This window comes from Citrobacter sp. KTE30 (assembly GCF_000398825.1).
In the GTDB taxonomy this organism is placed as follows: Bacteria; Pseudomonadota; Gammaproteobacteria; order Enterobacterales; family Enterobacteriaceae; genus Citrobacter; species Citrobacter freundii.
The window spans coordinates 2,818,978-2,839,541 of the sequence record NZ_KB976055.1 but is presented as its reverse complement, the minus strand read 5'-3'; the positions used below and the strand labels follow the sequence as shown (position 1 = coordinate 2,839,541).

Here is a 20,564-nt window from a genome sequence, read left to right as displayed (position 1 = left end):
CTGGAACGGGAAAGCCCCTCCCGAGGAAGGGGCCAAAATAAGGAAAGGGTTATGATGAAGTACGTCATCATACTGGTGATACTCTTAGTCATTAGCTTACCGGCTTACTAAGACACCAGGGGGAGGGGAAACCTTCCCTAACCCTCACTCCTGAAAATAAGCCACAGCAACGGTGATGTCAATACGCACACCTTTCAGCTTGCGAGCCGCTTAGCGGAAAACAACCTCAGCCCAGCGGGCCAGACCGGCGGTGACAGAACCGAAGTCATCGCCACCCGCGATAGGGATCCCTGGAAGCTGCTGGGCGAGGGCTTTTTTAATCAGCGGTGAACGCGCGCTGCCGCCGGTCAGATAAATCACGTCCGGTTTTTCCTGCGCGTTGTCCAGCGCCAGTTTGACCTGCTCCAGAATGCGCGCCAGGGGCTGATTGAGCGCGGCCTCCAATCCATGTTGACTAATATCGGTTGCCAGCGTGTCGCTGATAAACGGTATCGCAGCCGTTACAATGGTCTGGTCGGAAAGCGCGATCTTGCTCTCTTCTGCGCTGCGCACCAGGCGATAGCTCAGACGCTCGCGCCAGACTTTAAGCAGCAAGGCTACTTTATCGGCTTCTTTCGCGTCGCGGACAAGATCGTTCAGTAAACGACCGTTGGCGCTGCTGTAGAAATCACTTTGCGCGGGAACATCGTTGATCGCGACCGCGTTCCACCAGGGGAGAATCGGTAAGGCGATCCCTTTTTCAGTCTCACCGCCCATACCTAGCAGCGGCATCAGGTGTTTAAACGCCAGCGCGATATCCAGATCGTTCCCGCCTACACGGCAGCCACTGTGTCCCAGCAGGCTGTTTTCGCGATCGGCGCGCTGATGCCATTGCGGCCCCATCAGCAGTAGTGAACAGTCGGTCGTACCCCCGCCAATATCTACCACCAGCACGCGTTTCTCATCCTGCAGTGTGGCTTCGTAATCCAGCCCCGCTGCTACCGGCTCGTACTGGAAGACGACATCCTGAAAACCGGCTCGTTTGGCTGCACGTTCAAGAATCCCCTGCGCCTGGGTGTTGGCGTCATCGCCGCCTAATCCCTGGAAGTTGATGGGGCGACCAATTACGGCCTGAGTGATAGCTTCCGGCAGTTGGCTTTGCGCCTGGTTGCGAATGTGCAGCATCATTGCACAGACGAGATCTTCAAACAGCGCAACTTGCTGCGGCTTCAGACCGCTGGCGCCCAAAAATGATTTTGGCGATTTAACGAAGTACACCTCTTCCGGGTCTTCAATATACTGACCCAGCGATGTCAGACCGAACTGCACGCTGTTGGCGTTAACGTCGATGTCCTCTTCGCGATTGTAGCGCATCGCACGGCGAAGCAGCGCCTGTGTTTCATCGTCCGTGGTTGGAACGTCGTGATGGCGATACAGCCACTCGCTAACCGCTTCGCGCGTTGGTGCACACAGCATTGAGGGTAGCAGCGTGCTGTTATTTTCCATTTTGAGCAGGTGGGGCTGCCCATCACGCATAACGGCCACTGAACAGTTTGCCGTACCGTAGTCAAAACCAATAAACACCGTAAAAATCCCCATGCCAGTGAAGAAGGGGCGTGACTTTAACGAATAGTTGACGCCCCGACAACTGGAATATGAAAGCAAGGCGTACTGATTGAATACCGTTTATGCTGTAAGTTTGCTTTAAAAGGAAAACCGAATGTTCACGCTGAGCTGGCAACCGCCTTATGACTGGCCCTGGATGCTGGGATTTCTTGCCGCCCGTGCGGTTGAAGGTGTCGAAACCGTAGAAGAACTGAGTTATGTCCGAAGTCTGTCCGTAGGGGAGTATCGTGGTCTGGTAAGCGTTGTCCCGGATCTGCACGCCAACGTGCTACACGTGACGTTGAGCTCAGGGTTACAGCCTGTAGCCTCTGAGTGCCTGGCAAAAATAACGCGCTTGTTCGATCTTTCCTGTTGCCCGCAGCAAATTGTCGGCGCGCTGGGTAACCTCGGCGCGGCGCGTCCGGGATTGCGCCTGCCGGGATGTGTCGATGCTTTTGAGCAAGGGGTACGGGCGATTTTAGGGCAGTTAGTCAGCGTGGCGATGGCCGCAAAACTGACAGCGAAAGTAGCGCACGCTTATGGCAATACACTGGAGGATGCGCCCGAGTATGTGTGTTTTCCCTCTCCAGAAGAGCTTGCCAACGCCGATCCGCTGCACCTGAAAACGTTAGGAATGCCGCTCAAACGCGCTGAAGCGTTGATTCACCTTGCTCATGCAACCCTTGAAGGAACGCTCGCGACAACAGCCCCTGCCGATATCGAACAAGGCGTTAAGCAGCTACAAACATTTCCCGGGATAGGGCGCTGGACCGCCAACTACTTTGCGCTGCGCGGCTGGCAGGCGAAGGACGTTTTTCTGCCGGATGATTATCTGATTAAGCAGCGTTTTCCCGGCATGACACCAGCCCAGATCCGGCGGTATGCAGAGCGCTGGAAACCCTGGCGCTCCTATGCGCTGTTGCATATCTGGTATACGGATGGTTGGCAACCGTCAGTTGATGGCGAAATTGCTGGTATTCAGTAGCAGATCCAGCGGTTGGGCGTCGGCAATAATATCGCCATAAATCATATCAATACCGATGCCAGAAAGCGTATCCATGATGAGCGGCAGTTGCACCGGACCGGCGATGGTTTTAATGTCCAGGCGCTGAGCATGACCCTGGATAATGGACACCCACATTTCGTCGATCAAGTTGCCGGGAGCGCTGGCACTTAGCTCGCTGTCGAGTAACAGGTAATCGACAATGTGATATTTCAGGTTGTCAAAAAGCTCTAAGTCGCGACCAACCTGACTTAACACAATTCGACAACCGTACTGGCGCAGTCGATGCAGGGCGGATACCGCCTGCGTTGGGTTTGTTTTGATGACGCTTGATGGAACGGTCAGATGCAGCAATCGTGGCGGTAGCGGGCTGCGTTGCAAGTGCTCCAGCAGCTCATCTACCAGCTCTGTGTTGAGCAGGCCGGCGGCGGAAAGGGGCAGGGCAATACTGAGGCCCTTGTTGGCGACAGCAGGGGCAGCACTCTGGAAGAACTCGCCGAACACCCGACGATCGAGCGCCTGACTCAACGTGGGATCGACCAACCCGGCATGGAAGGCTTGATCTTCAATGACTTCACCCTCAGCGGTGCCTAAGCGAAGCGAGATAATCCAGAAGCTAAAAGTCTCCGGTATACGCGGAGAAGCAACACCTCTGGCGATCATCAGCATAGGGTTGTGTGTAATAGTGTGTCTTTGTTCATCCAATGACAGTTGGCTACGCGCGGCATGGGCCTGGCTTTGCTGAGGTTCATAGACACAGACTCGCCCACGGCCGCTGTTTTTCGCCGCGTAGCAGGCGATATCGGCCTGAGACATAACGTCAGTCGCGACATGGTTTTTCTCATCAATCAGCGTAATTCCCGCACTGGCGCCAATACGGTGCAAACGGCCTTCCCACATAAATTGGTAATTGTTAATAGCACTGATGATGCGTCCTGAGATAAAGCGGGCGCTTTCGATATTACAATCCGGCAGCAACAGACCAAACTCGTCGCCGCCAAGGCGCGCCAGCATATCGCTGGATCGCAACATGCTGAGCATAAGCGCAGAGAGTTCACGCAGCAGGGCATCGCCGGCGGCATGACCCGCGCTGTCGTTCACCGCTTTAAAACGATCCAAATCGATAAAAACCAGTACATGGCACTGGCGCGTGTCGTGTACTGAATGCAGCAATTGTTTTAGATGGTTTTCGAAGCTGACCCGGTTTGCCAACTGCGTCAGGTCATCATGTGAGGCACTGTAGCTAAGCTGGCGGAGCATCTTCCGTGACTCTGTGACGTCCTGAATGACTAACACCGAACCAATGCTGCCGCCGTCAAGGGTGCTGAGGGGCGTGATGCTGTACTGGATGTCATAACTGTTGCCGTTACGACAATGCAGGACCACTTCCTGCTCGATTGCCGTACGCGACATGTCAGCACTGTAGATATTTTCCATCAGCGGACCGTTCTCGCCAAAAGTAATATGTAGTACCGTCAATAGCGGAATGCCGATGGCACTGTCCTGCTGCCAGCCGCTCATTTTCTCAGCGACCGGATTCATAAAGGTCACGTTCATATAGACATCAATACAAATTACCGCTTCGCCGATTGAGTCCAGCGTAATGTGCAGGCGCTCTTTTTCCTGATACAGCGCTTCGTTAAGCTGCTTCACTTCGGTCATATCCATATTGATACCAAGTAAGCGTTCAACTTCACCGTCTTTATTCAGCACCCGGTTGGCCAACGAGCGGATATGGCGTATGCCATCTTTTACTGCGATACGAAACTCAAGCTTAAACGGAACCCGCGCGGCCAGCGAATCACGAATCACATTTTCGGCGTACTCGCGATCTTCGGGTACAACGCACTCATACCAGACTTGCCAACTGGGTTTGATATGTGCGGGAACTTCATACAGATCGAACATCCGTTTATCCCAACTGATCACGTCAGGCTGCAGTTCCCATTCCCAAATCCCAATACCCCCGGCTTCATTGGCGAGGGTAATGCGTTCCATCAACCGTTTGTTAATCCACTCGGTATGCTTCAGGTCGTTAATGTCCTCAACCTGCGCGATAAAGTAGAGTGGAGTGTTGTCGCTATGACGCACCAGCGAAACGGCCAGCAACGCCCAGACGACGTCGCCCGCGCGGGTGTAATAGCGTTTTTCCATGGAATAGCTATTAATCTCTCCGCGTGCCAGCATGTTGAGCTGTTCAAGGTCGTTGTTCAGATCTTCCGGCCAGGTTAACTGCTGGAAGGTCAGCGAACGTAGCTCCTCCTGGCTATAGCCCAGAAACTGGCACAAGGCTTTATTGGCCTGTAGCCATTGCCCCTCGGTGCCAACCAGTGCCATGCCAATCGCGGAATATTCCATGGCGTTGCGAAAGCGTGACTCGCTTTCTGAAATGTTCTTGCGTTCGGCTCGAAACGCGTACATCACCATGGTCATCATGTTGGCGGGCAACAGGATCATCAAAAACGGCAACCAGGGGATGTCCGTCATCATGTTCTGTTTCGGGGTGTAAAGCAGTGAAGGGGCGGCGGCCAGCATCAGCGAAACCATCATCACGGTGCTGAGGAATATTAAAAACGCCTCCATACGCGGCAGACGGACAGCGCTCCACATCAGCAGGACAATAACGCAGGTAAATGGCCATGGAATGTACATCATGGATAGCCAACTGAACGTTAAGGTCACCAGAAGCGTAATCAGGGTCTCAAGCAATAATCGCGGGTCGCGATGGCGCAGCAGGTAATGTGGTTTAAACAGCAAACCTAACGGCACCAACGCCAGTGCGCCAATGGATTCTGACAGTACCCAAATGAGAAAGGTATTTAACGTAGTTTCCTTCGGCAACAACATCCACATCAATACGCCGCCCAGCAGTGGCGGAACAACCGCGCTGCCAAATGCCAGACGCGCCCAGTCGTTAAGATTTTGTAAGGGATTGTACCAGGGCAGCAGTTTACGCAATAACATTGCGCCAACAACAGCCTCAATAATGTTAATGACCGTATAGGAGAAATTAAGCGACTGTCCGGGGAAGAAGAGTAAAGAGGCGCCGATGCTACCGAATGAGCAAGCCAGCGCGATCCCAGGCCACATCTTTCCAGCGTGACGGTAAAAAGCCACCATCATGATAGAGGTTGGAAACCACAGCGGTGCAAGCTGTGCGCCGTAACGTGACAGTTCCAGCGAAAACAACGTAAAGATGAAAGCCACCAGACCTAAACTGGCCAGGCGCAGTAGAGGATGGGGTAAGGTAACTAAAACATGTTGGGATTGTTTACTCATTACCACTCTACCCAAATAGCCGTTGTCGCCCAGCAGAGATGCCGGACGCATCACATTTAATCTGGGATTATGCTAGTACAAACAATTTACAATTTATACGCCAGCTGCTCATAAATTAACACTCCCAAGCTATTAATTCCTAAGGCAGGTGAATAAATATAGCGGCTGTTCTAAATCTGACCATTTTAATTTGCGACAGGGACAGCATTGGTGCAGCCTGGGGTGGCATCGCGCCGCTGAAATCCCTATAATTGCCGCGTTTGGCGTTTCGGCGCCGCCCTTCCTTACATCCAGGTTAATCAGGTCGCTAAATTTATGACTGATCAGTCCCATCAGTGCGTCATTATCGGCATTGCCGGCGCATCGGCTTCCGGCAAGAGCCTTATTGCCAGTACTCTTTATCGCGAATTGCGTGAACAAGTCGGTGACGAACATATTGGCGTTATTCCCGAAGACAGCTATTACAAAGATCAAAGCCATCTGTCGATGGAAGAACGTGTAAAAACCAACTACGACCATCCGAACGCGATGGACCATAGCCTGCTGTTTCAACATCTGCAAACGCTGAAACGCGGCTCTGCCATTGAGCTGCCGGTATATAGCTATGTTGAGCACACGCGTACGCAAGACACTATTCATATCGAACCCAAGAAAGTCATCATCCTGGAAGGCATTTTGCTGCTGACGGATGCGCGTTTGCGTGACGAGATGAACTTCTCTATTTTTGTTGATACGCCGTTGGATATTTGCCTGATGCGCCGTATCAAGCGGGATGTGAACGAACGTGGTCGTTCAATGGATTCGGTGATGGCGCAATACCAGAAAACCGTCCGCCCAATGTTCCTGCAATTTATTGAGCCTTCAAAACAATACGCCGACATCATTGTGCCGCGCGGGGGTAAAAACCGCATCGCCATCGATATTCTGAAGGCTAAAATCAGTCAGTTCTTTGAATAAGTTCAGCGAATTGTGTACCGTTCAGTGATAACCTGGTTCACCCTTAACGCACCTGGCATTAAGGGTTTGAAGCACGAAAGGAGAAAGTGCCATGCGTTTATGTGACCGAGATATTGAAGCCTGGTTGGATGAAGGTCGCCTGTCGATCAATCCACGCCCTCCTGTCGAGCGAATCAATGGCGCCACGGTAGATGTGCGCCTTGGCAACAAATTCCGTACGTTCCGCGGTCATACGGCGGCGTATATCGATTTAAGCGGACCGAAAGATGAAGTCAGCGCCGCGCTGGATCGCGTGATGAGTGATGAAATCGTCCTTAAGGACGGCGAAGCCTTTTTCCTGCATCCGGGGGAACTTGCACTGGCGGTAACATTCGAATCCGTGACACTGCCTTCCGATCTCGTCGGTTGGTTAGATGGCCGTTCTTCGCTGGCTCGTCTGGGACTGATGGTACACGTCACCGCTCACCGTATCGATCCGGGCTGGTCTGGCTGTATCGTACTGGAGTTTTACAACTCCGGAAAATTACCGCTGGCTCTGCGTCCGGGGATGCCGATTGGCGCGTTAAGTTTCGAACCGCTTTCCGGTCCGGCAGCGCGACCCTACAACCGTCGTCAGGATGCGAAATATCGCGACCAGCAGGGCGCCGTTGCCAGCCGGATCGATAAAGACTGAGTGTTTATCAGTCCATTGGGGATAGCATGAGACGATTTCTGACGACGCTGATGATTCTTCTGGTCGTGCTGGTGGCCGGCTTTTCTGCGTTAGTACTGTTGGTGAATCCGAATGATTTCCGCGCGTATATGGTCAAGCAGGTTGCCGTACGTAGCGGGTATCAGCTGCAGTTGGATGGCCCCCTGCGTTGGCACGTATGGCCGCAACTGAGTATCCTCTCAGGGCGAGTGATGTTAACGGCTGAAGGCGCCAGCGAACCCCTGGTTCGTGCTGATAATATGCGTCTCGACGTTGCATTGTGGCCGCTGTTGAGCCACCAGCTCAGCGTGAAGCAGGTGATGCTCAAAGGCGCAGTGATTCAATTGACCCCGCAAACTGAGGCGGTACGCGGCAAAGATGCACCCGTTGCCCCAAAAGACAATATGTTGCCCGATCTGGCGGAAGACAAAGGATGGTCGTTTGATATCGCCCGTCTGCGTGTTGCCGACAGTGTTCTGGTGTTCCAACATGAAGACGATGAACAGGTTACCGTTCGCGATATTCGTCTGGAGATGGAACAAGATAGCCAGCACCGCGGCACGTTTGATTTCTCCGGGCGTGTGAACCGCGATCAGCGCGATCTCGCGTTATCCTTTAACGGTACGGTCGATGCCTCCGATTATCCGCACAACTTATCTGCGAATATTGAACAGTTAAGCTGGCAACTGCAGGGGGCCGATCTGCCGCCGCAGGGGATCAACGGTCAGGGACATCTTCAGGCGCAATGGCTGGAAGAGAAAAAACAGCTTTCATTTAGCCAGATAAATTTGACCGCTAATGACTCTTCTTTCTCCGGGCAAGCGCATGTGGCCTTGTTGGAAAAACCGGAATGGGCCGTTGACCTAAAATTTGGTCAGCTCAATCTGGATAACCTGCTCGTACAACATGACGCAGCGGTGACAGCAAAAGGTGAAGTTCAGCAAGGTCAGAGTCAGTCAACGCTGGCGCGCCCCGTTATTGCTTCCCAGGTTGATGCTGTTTCGTATCAGGGACTCAAGGGTTTTTCGGCAGACATCGCTTTGCAGGCTGACAAGGTGCTGTGGCGGAAAATGGCGTTTGAGAATGTCTCGGCAAAAATAGACAACCGGTTCGGCTTACTGAACATTGCACAGTTGCAGGGAAAAAGTGATGGCGGGCTGATCTCATTGCCCGGTACGCTGGATGCCAGAAAGGGAGAACCGCGAGCGGTATTTCATCCGCGCCTGGAAGGTGTTGAAATTGGCACTATTCTGAAGGCCTTTGATTACCCCATTGCACTCACCGGCAAGCTGTCGTTGGCGGGAGATTTTTCCGGCTCGGATATTGACGCCCAGGCGTTTCGTCACAGCTGGCAAGGGCAGGCCCATGTCGAAATGAACGATACGCGAATGGAAGGGATGAACTTCCAGCAGATGATACAGCAGGCCGTCGAGCGTAGCGGTGGAGATGCTAAAGCCCAGCAAAATATGGAGAACGTGACCCGTCTGGATCGTTTTGTAACCGATATGACGCTGGATAACGGTGAGGTGACGCTGGATAACATGGTAGGGGAGTCCGCTATGTTGGCACTGACCGGCAAAGGAACGTTAGATCTGGTGAAGCAGAATTGCGACACGCTGTTTAACATTCGCGTTCTGGGCGGTTGGGATGGCGAAAGTAAGTTGATTAATTTCCTGAAGGCCACCCCGGTTCCTCTCAGAGTCTATGGTCAATGGCAATCACTGAACTACAGTCTGCAAGTTGATCAGCTTTTGCGTAAACATCTGCAGGATGAAGCAAAACGTCGCCTGAATGACTGGGCCGATCGCAATAAAGATTCCCGCAACGGCAAAGATGTTAAAAAGTTGCTGGATAAGCTCTGATTTATATTGCCGGATGGTGGCTAATGCCCCATCCGGCTCGTGACTTACACCTCGTAATCCATCTCTTCTTCACTGTGTAGCGGTATCAGCTGGACTTTTTGCACGCGATGATTTTCCACCTGCAGGGTTTTTAGCCGATAGTCGCCAACCTGGACTTCCTCCCCGGTTTTTGGGATGCGCTGCAAATATTCCATTAAAAGCCCGGCAATGGTGTGATACTCACGTTTTTCATCTAATGGGATAGGGACGTACTGCACAAGGTCTTCCAGCGGCATATGCCCGTTAGCGGTCCATGAACCATCGGCGTTTTTCTGAATATCATGGCGGGCGTCGATTTCCTCTACCTCGTTTGGCAGATTGCCGGCGATGGTTTCCATCACATCACTCAGCGTCACAATCCCTTCGACGGAACCAAATTCATCGGCTACAAACGCGAAGTGCGTCCGGGCGTTTCGGAACTGCTCAAGCGCCGGAAGTAGCGGCAGAGTTTCCGGGAACACCAGCGGCTGGCGAATCAGGACGCGCAGGTCGAGCGGCTCGCCGCGCAGAGACTGTTGCAGCAAATCGATGACATGCACCACGCCAAGCAGTTCTTCCTGCCCGTCTTCGCCAGTGACCACCAGACGCGTATGCTGGTTTTTTTCCAGTAAGGCGCGGATTTCTGCTTCGGGAGCATTGAGGTCGATGTGTTCAATATCGTGACGCGAGGTCATGATACTGCTGACGGTACGCTGATTAAGGTTCAGCACACGTTCAATCATCCTCCGCTCCTGAGGCGCGAAAATCTGACCTTCATGATGGTCCGCCAGCATTGCCGCGGTTTCGGCATCCAGTTCGGCATCTTCTTTTTGCCCGCTCAGCAGCCGCATTACCGCTTCGGCGGTGCGCTGGCGCAGAGTATGGTTGGCTGAGAGGAAGCGACGACGGTTAAAAATAGCCAACTGGTTCAATGCTTCGATCATCACCGAGAAGCCGATGGCCGCGTACAGGTAACCTTTCGGGATATGGAAACCAAACCCTTCGGCCACCAGGCTAAAACCAATCATCAGCAAGAAGCTCAGGCACAGAATAACGATAGTTGGATGACTGTTGACAAAGCGCGTCAGCGACTTGCTCGCCAGCACCATCAGGCTGATGGCAATAATCACCGCAGCCATCATCACGGCCAGGTGATCGACCATCCCAACAGCGGTAATGACGGAATCGAGAGAGAATATGGCGTCCAGCACCACGATCTGCGCGACCACACCCCAGAACTTAGCGCCTTTACGCTGGGTGGGGTTATCGCTGTCTTTTCCTTCCAGCCGTTCGTTGAGCTCCATAGTGGCTTTAAACAGCAGGAAGAAACCACCGAACAGCATGATCAGGTCGCGGGCGCTGAAGCTGAGATCGCGAATGCTGAACAGCGGTGTGGTCAGCGTTACCAGCCAGGATATTGATGCCAGCAGCAGCAGGCGCATAACCATCGCCAGCAGTAGCCCGGTAATACGCGCCTTATCCCGCTGGGCAGGAGGTAGTTTCTCCGCGAGGATGGCAATAAAAACAAGATTATCAATGCCAAGAACAAGTTCGATCACGATTAACGTGACCAGTCCGGCCCAGATTGACGGATCGGCAATCCATTCCATAGTAAATGCTATACCCATAGTTGTATGACAATTGTCACAATTCGATCATGGGTAAAACTGGCGAAAAATGCAATGGCGAGAGGGGATTTCTCTGTCGGTTATATCAGAACAGATGCAGGATAATAGCCTTAATGTCACTACAGGAAATTATTTTATTAATCTAGATATATTTAGGAAATATCGCAGGTGGGATGTTTTTATATCAATGTTGTCAACATCAATAAAATCCTAAAAATATACAAATCCAACGCTTAATATTAATCTTAAAAGCTTGGTATCGGTGGTTTGTTATCTTGCCTGATATTCGCTTAGCTGCAACAATTCTTGCGGTAATAATCAAAAGATAAATATTCCCTCATTAACCAGTGGTACGTATTCCCGATGCGTTGCCGCGGTAAATGTGATGAAAATAAAGGAGAAGATAAAAATTTAAATTAATCAGTGCATTGGTAGCTAGTGAAGCCAGGGGCGGTAGCGTGTCTGGTCGCCTGAAACAAGCCTAAATTATTCTGTCAAGAGACCGCAGATGAATTCATTTTTTTTAGGACTGATGCCAGTTAAATTCCATTTCAATTAACGGCAAGGTAAATACATACAGGCGAAGTCGCTATTTAGATTGCATGTGATAATTACTCTGCCAAAGTGATAAATAATCAATGATGAAATCCAAACTTAAATTGATACCAGTATTGGTATCGGTAATCTTGATAAACGGTTGTACCGTGCTTCCGGGCAGCAATATGTCTACGATGGGCAAAGATGTGATTAAACAGCAGGACGCTGATTTTGATATCGATCGCATGGTGAATGTTTATCCACTCACCCCACGACTGGTAGAACAATTACGTCCTCGACCAAATGTTGCACAACCTAATATGTCGCTGGACCAGGAGATTGCCGGGTATCAGTACCGGGTCGGTCCGGGGGATGTCCTGAATGTGACAGTCTGGGACCATCCTGAACTCACCACACCAGCCGGGCAGTACCGTAGCTCAAGCGATACCGGTAACTGGGTGCAACCTGATGGCACGATGTTTTACCCCTACATCGGCAAAGTCAGCGTGGTAGGGAAAACGTTGGCAGAGATTCGTAGTGATATTACCGGGCGCTTAGCGAAGTACATTGCTGACCCGCAGGTGGACGTTAATATCGCCGCTTTCCGCTCGCAGAAGGCCTATGTCTCCGGACAGGTGAACAAATCCGGTCAGCAGGCCATCACCAACGTGCCACTTACCGTTCTCGATGCCATTAACGCCGCTGGCGGTCTCACCGAAGCGGCAGACTGGCGCAACGTTGTGCTGACTCATAAAGGGCAGGAGCAACGCATTTCACTGCAAGCACTGATGCAAAATGGCGACCTGAGCCAGAACCGACTGCTCTATCCTGGCGACATTCTGTTTGTCCCGCGTAATGACGATCTGAAAGTCTTTGTAATGGGGGAAGTGAAAAAACAGAGCACCCTCAAAATGGACTTCAGTGGCATGACGCTTACCGAAGCGCTTGGCAATGCCGAAGGTATTGACCTGACCACCTCCAATGCCAGCGGTATTTTCGTTATTCGACCATTGAAAGGCGAGGGCGGGAACAACGGCAAGATCGCCAATATCTATCAGCTTGATATGTCCGATGCGACGTCGCTGGTGATGGCAACATCATTCCGACTCCAGCCATACGATGTGGTGTACGTCACTACTGCGCCGGTTGCTCGCTGGAACCGTTTGATCAATCAGTTGCTGCCGACTATTAGCGGTGTTCGCTATATGACGGACACGGCCAGCGACCTTCACAACTGGTAATCGTCATGTTTAACAAAATCTTAGTTGTCTGTGTGGGGAACATTTGCCGTTCTCCGACGGCAGAGCGCTTGTTAGGGCAATTTCACCCGGCGTTGACGGTCTCTTCTGCCGGTCTTGGGGCGCTGGTGGGGAAAGGCGCGGATCCGTGCGCCATTAGCGTGGCGCAGGCGCACAACCTGTCACTGGATAATCATTGTGCCCGGCAGATCTCGGGACGAATGTGCCGGGAGTATGACCTGATCCTGGCCATGGAAAAGCGCCATATCTCTGCCCTGTGTGAAATGGTGCCGGAGATGCGCGGCAAAGTGATGCTTTTTGGTCACTGGGACAGCGAGCGCGAAATTCCCGATCCATATCGTAAAAGCCGTGATGCGTTTGACGCGGTGTACACATTACTTGAACGGTCTGCCCGCCAATGGGCTCAGGCACTGAACGCAGAGCAGGGAAAACGATGACAGAAAAAGTAAAACAGTCTGCTGCGCCGGTAACGGGCAATGATGAAATCGATATTGGTCGTCTGGTCGCAACGGTGGTGGAAGCCCGCTGGTGGGTACTTGGCATTACCGCGGCTTTTGCATTGTGTGCCGCGGTCTACACACTGTTCGCCACCCCCATCTATAGTGCGGACGCGCTGGTGCAAATTGAGCAAAATACTGGAAATTCACTGGTGCAGGATATTGGCTCGGCGTTGTCGAACAAACCCCCGGCCTCGGAAGCGGAAATTCAGCTCATTCAGTCACGACTGGTATTAGGGAAAACGGTAGACGATCTCAACCTCGATATCGGCGTTACCAAAGATACGTTCCCTATTTTTGGCGCGGGCTGGGACCGGCTGATGGGCCGTCAGAACGAAACGGTTAATGTGACTACCTTCACGCTGCCAAAGGCAATGAATGAACAGACCTTCACGCTCAATGTGCTGAATGACAAAAGCTATCAACTGGTGAGTGACGGGGGTTTTAGCGTTCGGGGGCAAGTCGGCAAGGTGTTGGAACACGATGGCGTGACGATGCTGGTTAAGGCGATTCATGCCAGCCCGGAGAGCCAATTTACTGTCAGTAAATTCTCCACGCTGGGCATGATAAACACCCTGCAAAATAATCTGATGGTGGCGGAAACAGGCAAAGATACCGGTGTATTGAGCCTGACTTTTACCGGTGAAGACCGCGAGCAAATCCGCCAGATCCTCGACAGTATTACCCGTAACTATCTGCAACAAAACGTGGAACGTAAATCCGAAGAGGCCGCCAAAAGTCTGGCGTTTCTGGCCAAGCAGTTGCCCGAAGTGCGTAACCACCTGGATGTTGCTGAAAACAAGCTGAACGCCTTTCGTCAGGATAAAGACTCCGTGGATTTGCCGCTGGAAGCCAAAGCGGTGCTGGATTCGATGGTGAATATCGACGCGCAGCTGAATGAACTGACCTTTAAAGAAGCGGAGATTTCCAAGCTGTTCACCAAAGCGCACCCGGCGTACCGCACGCTGCTGGAAAAACGCCAGGCGCTGGAAGATGAGAAAAGTAAGCTTAACGGGCGTGTAACGGCGATGCCGAAAACACAGCAGGAAATTGTTCGCCTGACGCGTGATGTGGAGTCCGGTCAGCAGGTCTATATGCAGTTGCTGAACAAGCAACAGGAACTGAAGATTACCGAGGCCAGTACGGTCGGTGATGTGCGCATTGTCGATCCCGCGATTGCCCAGCCTGGCGTGCTGAAGCCGAAAACGGCGCTGATTATTCTCGGCAGTATCATTCTCGGTTTAATGCTTTCGGTGGTGGGCGTACTGCTGCGTTCTCTGTTTAATCGCGGTATTGAAAGCCCCCAGGCGCTGGAAGAGCATGGTATCAGCGTGTATGCCAGTATTCCGCTGTCTGAATGGCAAAAAGCGCGTGATAACGTTCAGACCATTAAAGGTGTGAAACGCTACAAGCAAAGCCAACTGCTGGCCGTGGGGAATCCAACGGATCTCGCCATAGAAGCGGTCCGTAGCCTGCGTACCAGCCTGCACTTTGCCATGATGCAGGCGCGTAACAACGTATTGATGCTGACCGGCGTCAGTCCGTCGATTGGGAAAACGTTTGTCTGCGCTAACCTGGCGGCAGTTATTAGCCAGACTAACAAACGCGTGCTATTGATCGACTGCGACATGCGCAAAGGCTATACCCACGAACTGCTGGGGACCAATAATGTTAACGGCCTGTCTGAGATCCTCATTGGCAAAGGGGATATTTCATCCAGCGCTAAACCGACATCGATTCCGCATTTTGATCTGATCCCTCGCGGTCAAATTCCTCCCAATCCTTCCGAACTGTTGATGAGCGAGCGCTTCGGCGAACTGATTGCCTGGGCCAGCTCGCACTATGACCTGGTGTTGATTGACACCCCACCAATTCTGGCGGTGACCGATGCGGCTATCGTAGGGCGCCACGTCGGAACCACGCTGATGGTAGCGCGTTATGCGGTCAACACGCTGAAAGAGGTGGAAACCAGCCTGAGCCGCTTCGAGCAAAATGGCATTCAGGTGAAAGGGGTGATCCTCAACTCGATCTTCCGCCGCGCCAGCGGGTATCAGGATTACGGCTACTACGAATACGAATACACGTCGGATTCGAAATAACTAACAGCAACGCATATCGAATGTAGGCCTGATAAGCGTAGTGCCATCAGGCAACTTTTTTTGGAAACGAAAATGACCACAGAAAACCCGCTAATTTCAATTTACATGCCAACCTGGAACCGCCAGCAGCTGGCCATTCGGGCGATTAAATCGGTGTTGCGGCAGGACTATCCTCACTGGGAGATGATCATTGTGGATGATTGCTCTTCCTCATATGAGCAGTTGCAGCAGTTTGTTGAGGAACTCAACGATCCGCGCGTGTCGTATACGCATAATTCCACCAACTCCGGGGCCTGCGCGGTACGTAATCAGGCCATTATGCAGGCCAACGGGCAATACATTACGGGGATTGATGATGATGATGAATGGACGCCGAACCGACTGAGTGTATTTCTCAACTATCGCCATCATTTGGTCACGCGGGCGTTTCTGTATGCCAATGACTATGTCTGTGAGGGCGAAGTGTATTCGCAGCCGACCAGTCTGCCGCTCTATCCGAAGTCCGTTTATTCACGCCGCAGGTTTTATAAGCGCAACATCATTGGTAATCAGGTATTTACCTGGGCATGGCGGTTTAAAGCATGTCTGTTCGATACCACGCTGAAAGCGGCGCAGGATTACGACATCTTCCTGCGCATGGTGGTGGCGTATGGCAAACCGTGGAAGGTCAAGGAGGCAACGCAGATCCTGCATGTGAATCACGGTGAGATGCGCATTACCTCATCGCCAAATAAATTCTCCGGCTACTTTCAGTTTTACCGCAAGCACAAAGGCAAATTTGACCGGGCCAGCAAGAAATATCAGCTGTTTACCCTCTATCAGATCCGCAACAAACGGATGAACTGGCGCACGCTGCTGACGCTGCTTTCTGTTCGCAACAGTAAGCGTCTGGCCGACGGACTGCGAGGACGCTAATTATGCTGGAAGATTTACGCGTGAACGGCTGGAGTCTGCGCCCCTGCTGCATGGTGGTGGCCTATCGGATTGCCCATTTTTGCTCCGTCTGGCGTAAAAAAAATATCATAAACAACCTGTGGGCCGCCCCGGTACTGGTGATGTACCGCCTTATCACCGAATGCCTGTTTGGCTATGAGATTCAGGCTGCTGCATCAATCGGTCGTCGTTTCACCATCCATCATGGCTATGGGGTGGTTATCAATAAACACGTGGTTGTGGGGGATGATTTTACCCTACGCCACGGCGTCACCATCGGCAATCTTGGCACCAACGATTTGTCCTGCCCGGTAATCGGTAACAGCGTTGAGCTGGGGGCCAATGTCACTCTGCTTGGCGACGTTGCTATTGGCGATAACGTGACGATTGGTGCCGGGAGCGTCGTGGTGGATAGCGTTCCGGACAATGCGCTGGTCGTGGGCGAGAAGGCACGGGTGAAGGTAATAAAATGAAGATATTACAATTTAATGTGCGACTCGCAGAAGGTGGGGCGGCAGGCGTGGCGTTAGATTTGCATCTGAGGTCGCTGGAAAAAGGGCTGTCGTCGCGTTTTGTCTATGGCTATGGCAAAGGCGGTAAAAAAAGCGCCAGCCATGCGAAATACCCGCAGGTTATCAAATATACGCCGCGCCTGACGTCGGCGGCGAACATTGCGCTGTTTCGTTTCGCGAACCGCGACATGTTCGGCAATCTCGACAAGCTATATCGTACGGTTACCCGCACTAACGGCCCGCTGGTACTGCATTTTCATGTGTTGCACAGCTACTGGTTGAACCTGGAAGAGGTAGTCTCCTTTTGCCAAAAAGTGAAAGCGCATAAACCGGATATCACCTTCGTCTGGACGCTGCACGATCACTGGAGTGTGACCGGGCGCTGTGCCTTTACCGATGGCTGCGAAGGCTGGAAAACGGGCTGTCTGCAATGCCCAACGCTGAGCAACTATCCGCCGGTAAAAATCGATAAAGCCCATCAACAGTTGCCCGTTAAGCGGCAGATGTTTCGTGCGATGCTGGCGCTGGGTTGCCAGTTTATCTCGCCCAGTCAGCATGTGGCCGACGCATTCAACAGCCTGTATGGCGCGGGACGTTGCCGCATTATCAATAATGGCATTGATGTGGCAACTGAAGCCATTCTTGCCGAACTACCCGCGATGCCTGAGGAGAGCGGTCGGCCGAAAATTGCCGTGGTGGCTCATGACCTGCGCTATGACGGCAAAACCAGTCAGCAACTGGTGCGAGCGATTACCGCGCTCGGAGACAAAATTGAGTTGCATACCTTCGGCAAATTTTCGCCATTTGCGGGAGATAACGTCATCAATCACGGTTTTGAGAGCGATAAGCGCACGTTGATGAGTGCGCTTAATCAGATGGATGGACTGGTGTTCAGCTCCCGTGTCGATAACTACCCGCTGATTCTGTGCGAAGCGCTGTCCATCGGCGTACCGGTAATAGCCACGCACAGCGATGCCGCGCAGGAAGTGCTGGCTAAATCAGGCGGAAAAACGTTCAGCGAAGCTGAAGTGTTGCAACTGGTGCAGCTGAAAAAATCAGACATTGCGCAGGCGGTTTTTGACACGTCGCTTGCCGCATTTAGCCAGCGCAGCCGATTGGCATACAGTGGACAACAGATGCTGGAGGAATATGTCTCGTTCTATCAGAATCTGTAGCTATCTGGTGCTACCGCTGCTTTATCTGCTGGTAAACGTCAAACTCGCCCAGCTTGGCGAGAGCTTCCCGATCACTATCGTTACCTTTTTACCCGTTCTGCTGTTGCTGTTTATCGAACGCATCAATATCAAAAAATTAATGATCGCGCTGGGCGTAGGGGGCGGACTGACGGCATTTAACTATCTGTTCGGTCAGTCACTGGATGCCAGCAAGTACGTGACGTCCGCCATGTTGTTTATCTATACCGTGGTGATTATTGGCATGGTATGGAGTATTCGCTTCAAAACCATTTCATCGCATAACTACATTAAAATCTTGCGCTTTTTCTGGCTGGTTGTGGGACTGGTGGTGGGGTTAGCTGCAGCTGAAATGGCGCAGATAATTCTCAGCGGCGGCAGCAGTTTAATGGAAGTTATTTCGAAATATCTTATTTACAGTAACAGCTATGTTCTGAACTTTATTAAGTTTGGTGGGAAACGAACCACCGCGCTCTATTTCGAACCGGCATTCTTCGCTCTGGCATTAATCTCAATTTGGCTCAGTATCAAACAGTTTGGTATCAAAACACCTAAGTCCGATGCTATGATTCTGGTAGGGATAATATTATCGGGATCGTTTTCAGGAGTAATGACGTTTATTTTGTTTTACCTCCTGGAATGGGCGTTTCAGTACCTAAATAAGGATGCGATAAAAAAGAAGATACCTCTGGCGATAATCTCATTAAGCGTGTTTTTAGTTGGTGTGATATTTGCTTTTCCGTACATCGCAACGCGGCTTGGTGATTTAGGAACTGAAGGTTCGTCATCGTATTATCGTATCGTAGGACCATTAGTGATGGTCGGTTATTCGTTACTGAACGTTGATGGCGTAGTGAGATTTGGCTCACTTTATGAATACGTCGCGTCATTCGGAATTTTTAACGGTGCAGATGTCGGTAAAACAATAGACAATGGCTTGTATCTGCTGATTATTTATTTTTCATGGTTCGCGGTGATATTAGCCCTATGGTACATGGGGAAGGTCATGAAAATGATGATCAATGCGTTTGGCGATAATCAGAATTATCGGGTGCAGCTTTATCTTTTTACACCATTGTCACTGTTTTTTACAGGTTCAGTATTTAGTCCGGAATACGCATTTTTAATTGTGTGTCCGTTTATTTTGCGCAAGGCGCTGAATATCGCGAGGTAACTCACATGCTGCTCAGTATCATTACCGTCGCCTTTCGCAATCTGGAAGGGATCGTCAAAACTCACGCGTCGCTGGCACATCTGGCGCAAGCGGGTGATATCAGTTTTGAGTGGATTGTTGTTGATGGCGGCTCCTCGGATGGTACGTCGGCGTTTCTTGAAGGACTCAGTGGAGAACACCGGTTACGGTTTGTCAGCGAGCCGGATAACGGCATCTATGATGCGATGAACAAAGGCATCGCCATGGCGCGCGGGCGGTTTGCACTGTTCCTCAACTCCGGGGATATTCTGCATGCGAATGCGGCTTGTTTTATCCGCCAGCTAAAAATGCAGAGTGACCAAACTATGGTCATTGGCGATGCGTTGCTGGATTTCGGCAATGGCAACAAAATTAAGCGTCGGGCAAAACCGGGTTGGTATATTTATCACAGCCTGCCAGCCAGCCATCAGGCAATATTTTTTCCGCTCTCAGGACTGAATGTCTGGCATTATGATTTGCAATATAAAATATCGTCAGATTACGCGTTGGCAGCCAAATTATACAAGTCCGGTTACGCTTTTAAAAAGCTGCGCGGGTTGGTTTCGGAATTTTCTATGGGCGGAGTGTCAACGACGAATAATCTGGAATTGTGCCGGGATGCCAAAAAAGTACAGCGCCAGATATTACACATGCCAGGTTTTTGGACCGGTTTGTCAGAATATTTACGTCTGCGCACAACCGATAAAACAAAAGCCTTATATGGAAAAACGTAAGGGCACAATATGCAAGACTTAAGCGGATTTAAAGTGCCTGGCGGTTTTCGCGGCGGCGGCGCTATTAAAGTGCAATTATGGTGGGCGGTGCAAGCAACATTATTTCGCTGGTCTCCACAGGTCATGTATCGCTGGCGTGCTTTTTTATTACGGATGTTTGGCGCAAAAATAGGAAAAAACGTAGTCATTCGGCCTTCAGTAAAAATTACTTATCCGTGGAAACTAACTCTGGGAGATTATGCCTGGGTGGGTGATGACGCGGTTTTATATACGTTAGGTGATATTACGATTGGGGCACACGCAGTTATTTCGCAAAAAAGTTATTTATGCACCGGGAGTCATGATTATGCCAGCCAACATTTTGATATTAACGCCACACCGATAGTGGTTGGCGATAAATGCTGGCTGGCGACAGATGTCTTTGTCGCGCCTGGCGTGACGATTGGCGATGGCACCGTTGTCGGGGCACGAAGCAGCGTATTTAAATCGCTGCCAGCAAATGTCATTTGTCGGGGAAATCCCGCAGTAGTCACGCGCGAACGCGTCGAGAAAGTTACTCCCTGAGGGGATCACTGAAGAGGTTATA

The 20,564-nt window shown here is 51.4% G+C and carries 17 protein-coding genes; 14 read left to right on the top strand and 3 right to left on the bottom strand.

Annotation, left to right across the window (positions count from 1 at the left end; all coding sequences use genetic code 11):
- The first annotated feature begins 51 nt into the window (after nucleotides 1-51).
- Nucleotides 52-111: a type I toxin-antitoxin system Ibs family toxin gene (locus WC1_RS24750; RefSeq protein WP_106672390.1), complete on the top strand. Its 60-nt coding sequence runs from the start codon at nucleotides 52-54 to the stop codon at nucleotides 109-111.
- Between the two features lie 99 nt (nucleotides 112-210).
- Here the strand turns inward: WC1_RS24750 and yegD are convergent, their stop codons facing one another.
- Nucleotides 211-1,563, bottom strand: a complete 1,353-nt coding sequence (yegD, locus tag WC1_RS09395; RefSeq protein WP_016150613.1) for a molecular chaperone — start codon at nucleotides 1,561-1,563, stop codon at nucleotides 211-213.
- A gap of 136 nt (nucleotides 1,564-1,699) precedes the next feature.
- Here yegD and alkA point away from each other — a divergent pair, with 136 nt between their 5' ends.
- A complete protein-coding gene (alkA, locus tag WC1_RS09400) occupies nucleotides 1,700-2,569 on the top strand; it encodes a DNA-3-methyladenine glycosylase 2 (RefSeq protein WP_016150612.1) in 870 nt (289 codons plus the stop codon).
- Here the strand turns inward: alkA and WC1_RS09405 are convergent.
- The gene (locus WC1_RS09405) at nucleotides 2,537-5,866 is read right to left on the bottom strand and encodes a diguanylate cyclase (protein ID WP_032948115.1); all 3,330 of its coding nucleotides are present in this window, start codon (nucleotides 5,864-5,866) and stop codon (nucleotides 2,537-2,539) included. The genes alkA and WC1_RS09405 overlap by 33 nt on opposite strands.
- A gap of 315 nt (nucleotides 5,867-6,181) precedes the next feature.
- Here WC1_RS09405 and udk point away from each other — a divergent pair, with 315 nt between their 5' ends.
- From udk to asmA, 3 genes are all read left to right on the top strand, one after another.
- Entirely contained in the window at nucleotides 6,182-6,823 is a 642-nt protein-coding gene (gene udk / locus WC1_RS09410; protein ID WP_003036776.1) for a uridine kinase, read from the top strand.
- Between the two features lie 91 nt (nucleotides 6,824-6,914).
- The gene (gene dcd, locus WC1_RS09415) at nucleotides 6,915-7,496 is read left to right on the top strand and encodes a dCTP deaminase (protein ID WP_003036774.1); all 582 of its coding nucleotides are present in this window, start codon (nucleotides 6,915-6,917) and stop codon (nucleotides 7,494-7,496) included.
- A 26-nt stretch (nucleotides 7,497-7,522) separates the two neighbouring features.
- The gene (gene asmA / locus WC1_RS09420; RefSeq protein ID WP_003844331.1) at nucleotides 7,523-9,376 is read left to right on the top strand and encodes an outer membrane assembly protein AsmA; all 1,854 of its coding nucleotides are present in this window, start codon (nucleotides 7,523-7,525) and stop codon (nucleotides 9,374-9,376) included.
- A 44-nt stretch (nucleotides 9,377-9,420) separates the two neighbouring features.
- Here asmA and WC1_RS09425 read toward each other — a convergent pair whose 3' ends face one another.
- Nucleotides 9,421-11,004, bottom strand: a complete 1,584-nt coding sequence (locus WC1_RS09425) for a TerC family protein (RefSeq protein ID WP_003841782.1) — start codon at nucleotides 11,002-11,004, stop codon at nucleotides 9,421-9,423.
- A 656-nt stretch (nucleotides 11,005-11,660) separates the two neighbouring features.
- Here WC1_RS09425 and WC1_RS09430 point away from each other — a divergent pair.
- The 9 genes from WC1_RS09430 to wcaF all read left to right on the top strand — a co-directional run bounded on the left by WC1_RS09430 (nucleotide 11,661) and on the right by wcaF (nucleotide 20,542).
- Nucleotides 11,661-12,800: a polysaccharide export protein gene (locus WC1_RS09430; protein WP_003036765.1), complete on the top strand. Its 1,140-nt coding sequence runs from the start codon at nucleotides 11,661-11,663 to the stop codon at nucleotides 12,798-12,800.
- Nucleotides 12,801-12,805: 5 nt separating this feature from the next.
- Complete coding sequence (gene wzb / locus WC1_RS09435; protein WP_016150609.1) at nucleotides 12,806-13,255, top strand: low molecular weight protein-tyrosine-phosphatase Wzb; 450 nt, start codon at nucleotides 12,806-12,808, stop codon at nucleotides 13,253-13,255.
- Nucleotides 13,252-15,414 carry a tyrosine-protein kinase Wzc gene (gene wzc, locus WC1_RS09440; protein ID WP_016150608.1) on the top strand — a complete coding sequence of 721 codons (2,163 nt, stop codon included), beginning with the start codon at nucleotides 13,252-13,254 and terminating at the stop codon, nucleotides 15,412-15,414. The genes wzb and wzc overlap by 4 nt, the downstream gene beginning before the upstream one ends.
- A 72-nt stretch (nucleotides 15,415-15,486) precedes the next feature.
- A complete protein-coding gene (gene wcaA, locus WC1_RS09445; protein WP_003036760.1) occupies nucleotides 15,487-16,329 on the top strand; it encodes a colanic acid biosynthesis glycosyltransferase WcaA in 843 nt (280 codons plus the stop codon).
- A 2-nt stretch (nucleotides 16,330-16,331) separates the two neighbouring features.
- Nucleotides 16,332-16,820: a colanic acid biosynthesis acetyltransferase WcaB gene (wcaB, locus tag WC1_RS09450; protein WP_003841792.1), complete on the top strand. Its 489-nt coding sequence runs from the start codon at nucleotides 16,332-16,334 to the stop codon at nucleotides 16,818-16,820.
- On the top strand, nucleotides 16,817-18,034 hold the full coding sequence (wcaC, locus tag WC1_RS09455; RefSeq protein WP_003841794.1) for a colanic acid biosynthesis glycosyltransferase WcaC: 1,218 nt from the start codon (nucleotides 16,817-16,819) through the stop codon (nucleotides 18,032-18,034). Before wcaB ends, wcaC begins: the two co-directional genes overlap by 4 nt.
- Entirely contained in the window at nucleotides 18,009-19,226 is a 1,218-nt protein-coding gene (gene wcaD, locus WC1_RS09460; protein WP_016150607.1) for a colanic acid polymerase WcaD, read from the top strand. Before wcaC ends, wcaD begins: the two co-directional genes overlap by 26 nt.
- 5 nt (nucleotides 19,227-19,231) lie before the next feature.
- Entirely contained in the window at nucleotides 19,232-19,978 is a 747-nt protein-coding gene (gene wcaE, locus WC1_RS09465) for a colanic acid biosynthesis glycosyltransferase WcaE (RefSeq protein WP_016150606.1), read from the top strand.
- A gap of 9 nt (nucleotides 19,979-19,987) precedes the next feature.
- Nucleotides 19,988-20,542 (top strand): colanic acid biosynthesis acetyltransferase WcaF, encoded by a 555-nt coding sequence (gene wcaF, locus WC1_RS09470; RefSeq protein ID WP_003036750.1) that lies wholly within the window; start codon nucleotides 19,988-19,990, stop codon nucleotides 20,540-20,542.
- Nucleotides 20,543-20,564: the final 22 nt, after the last annotated feature.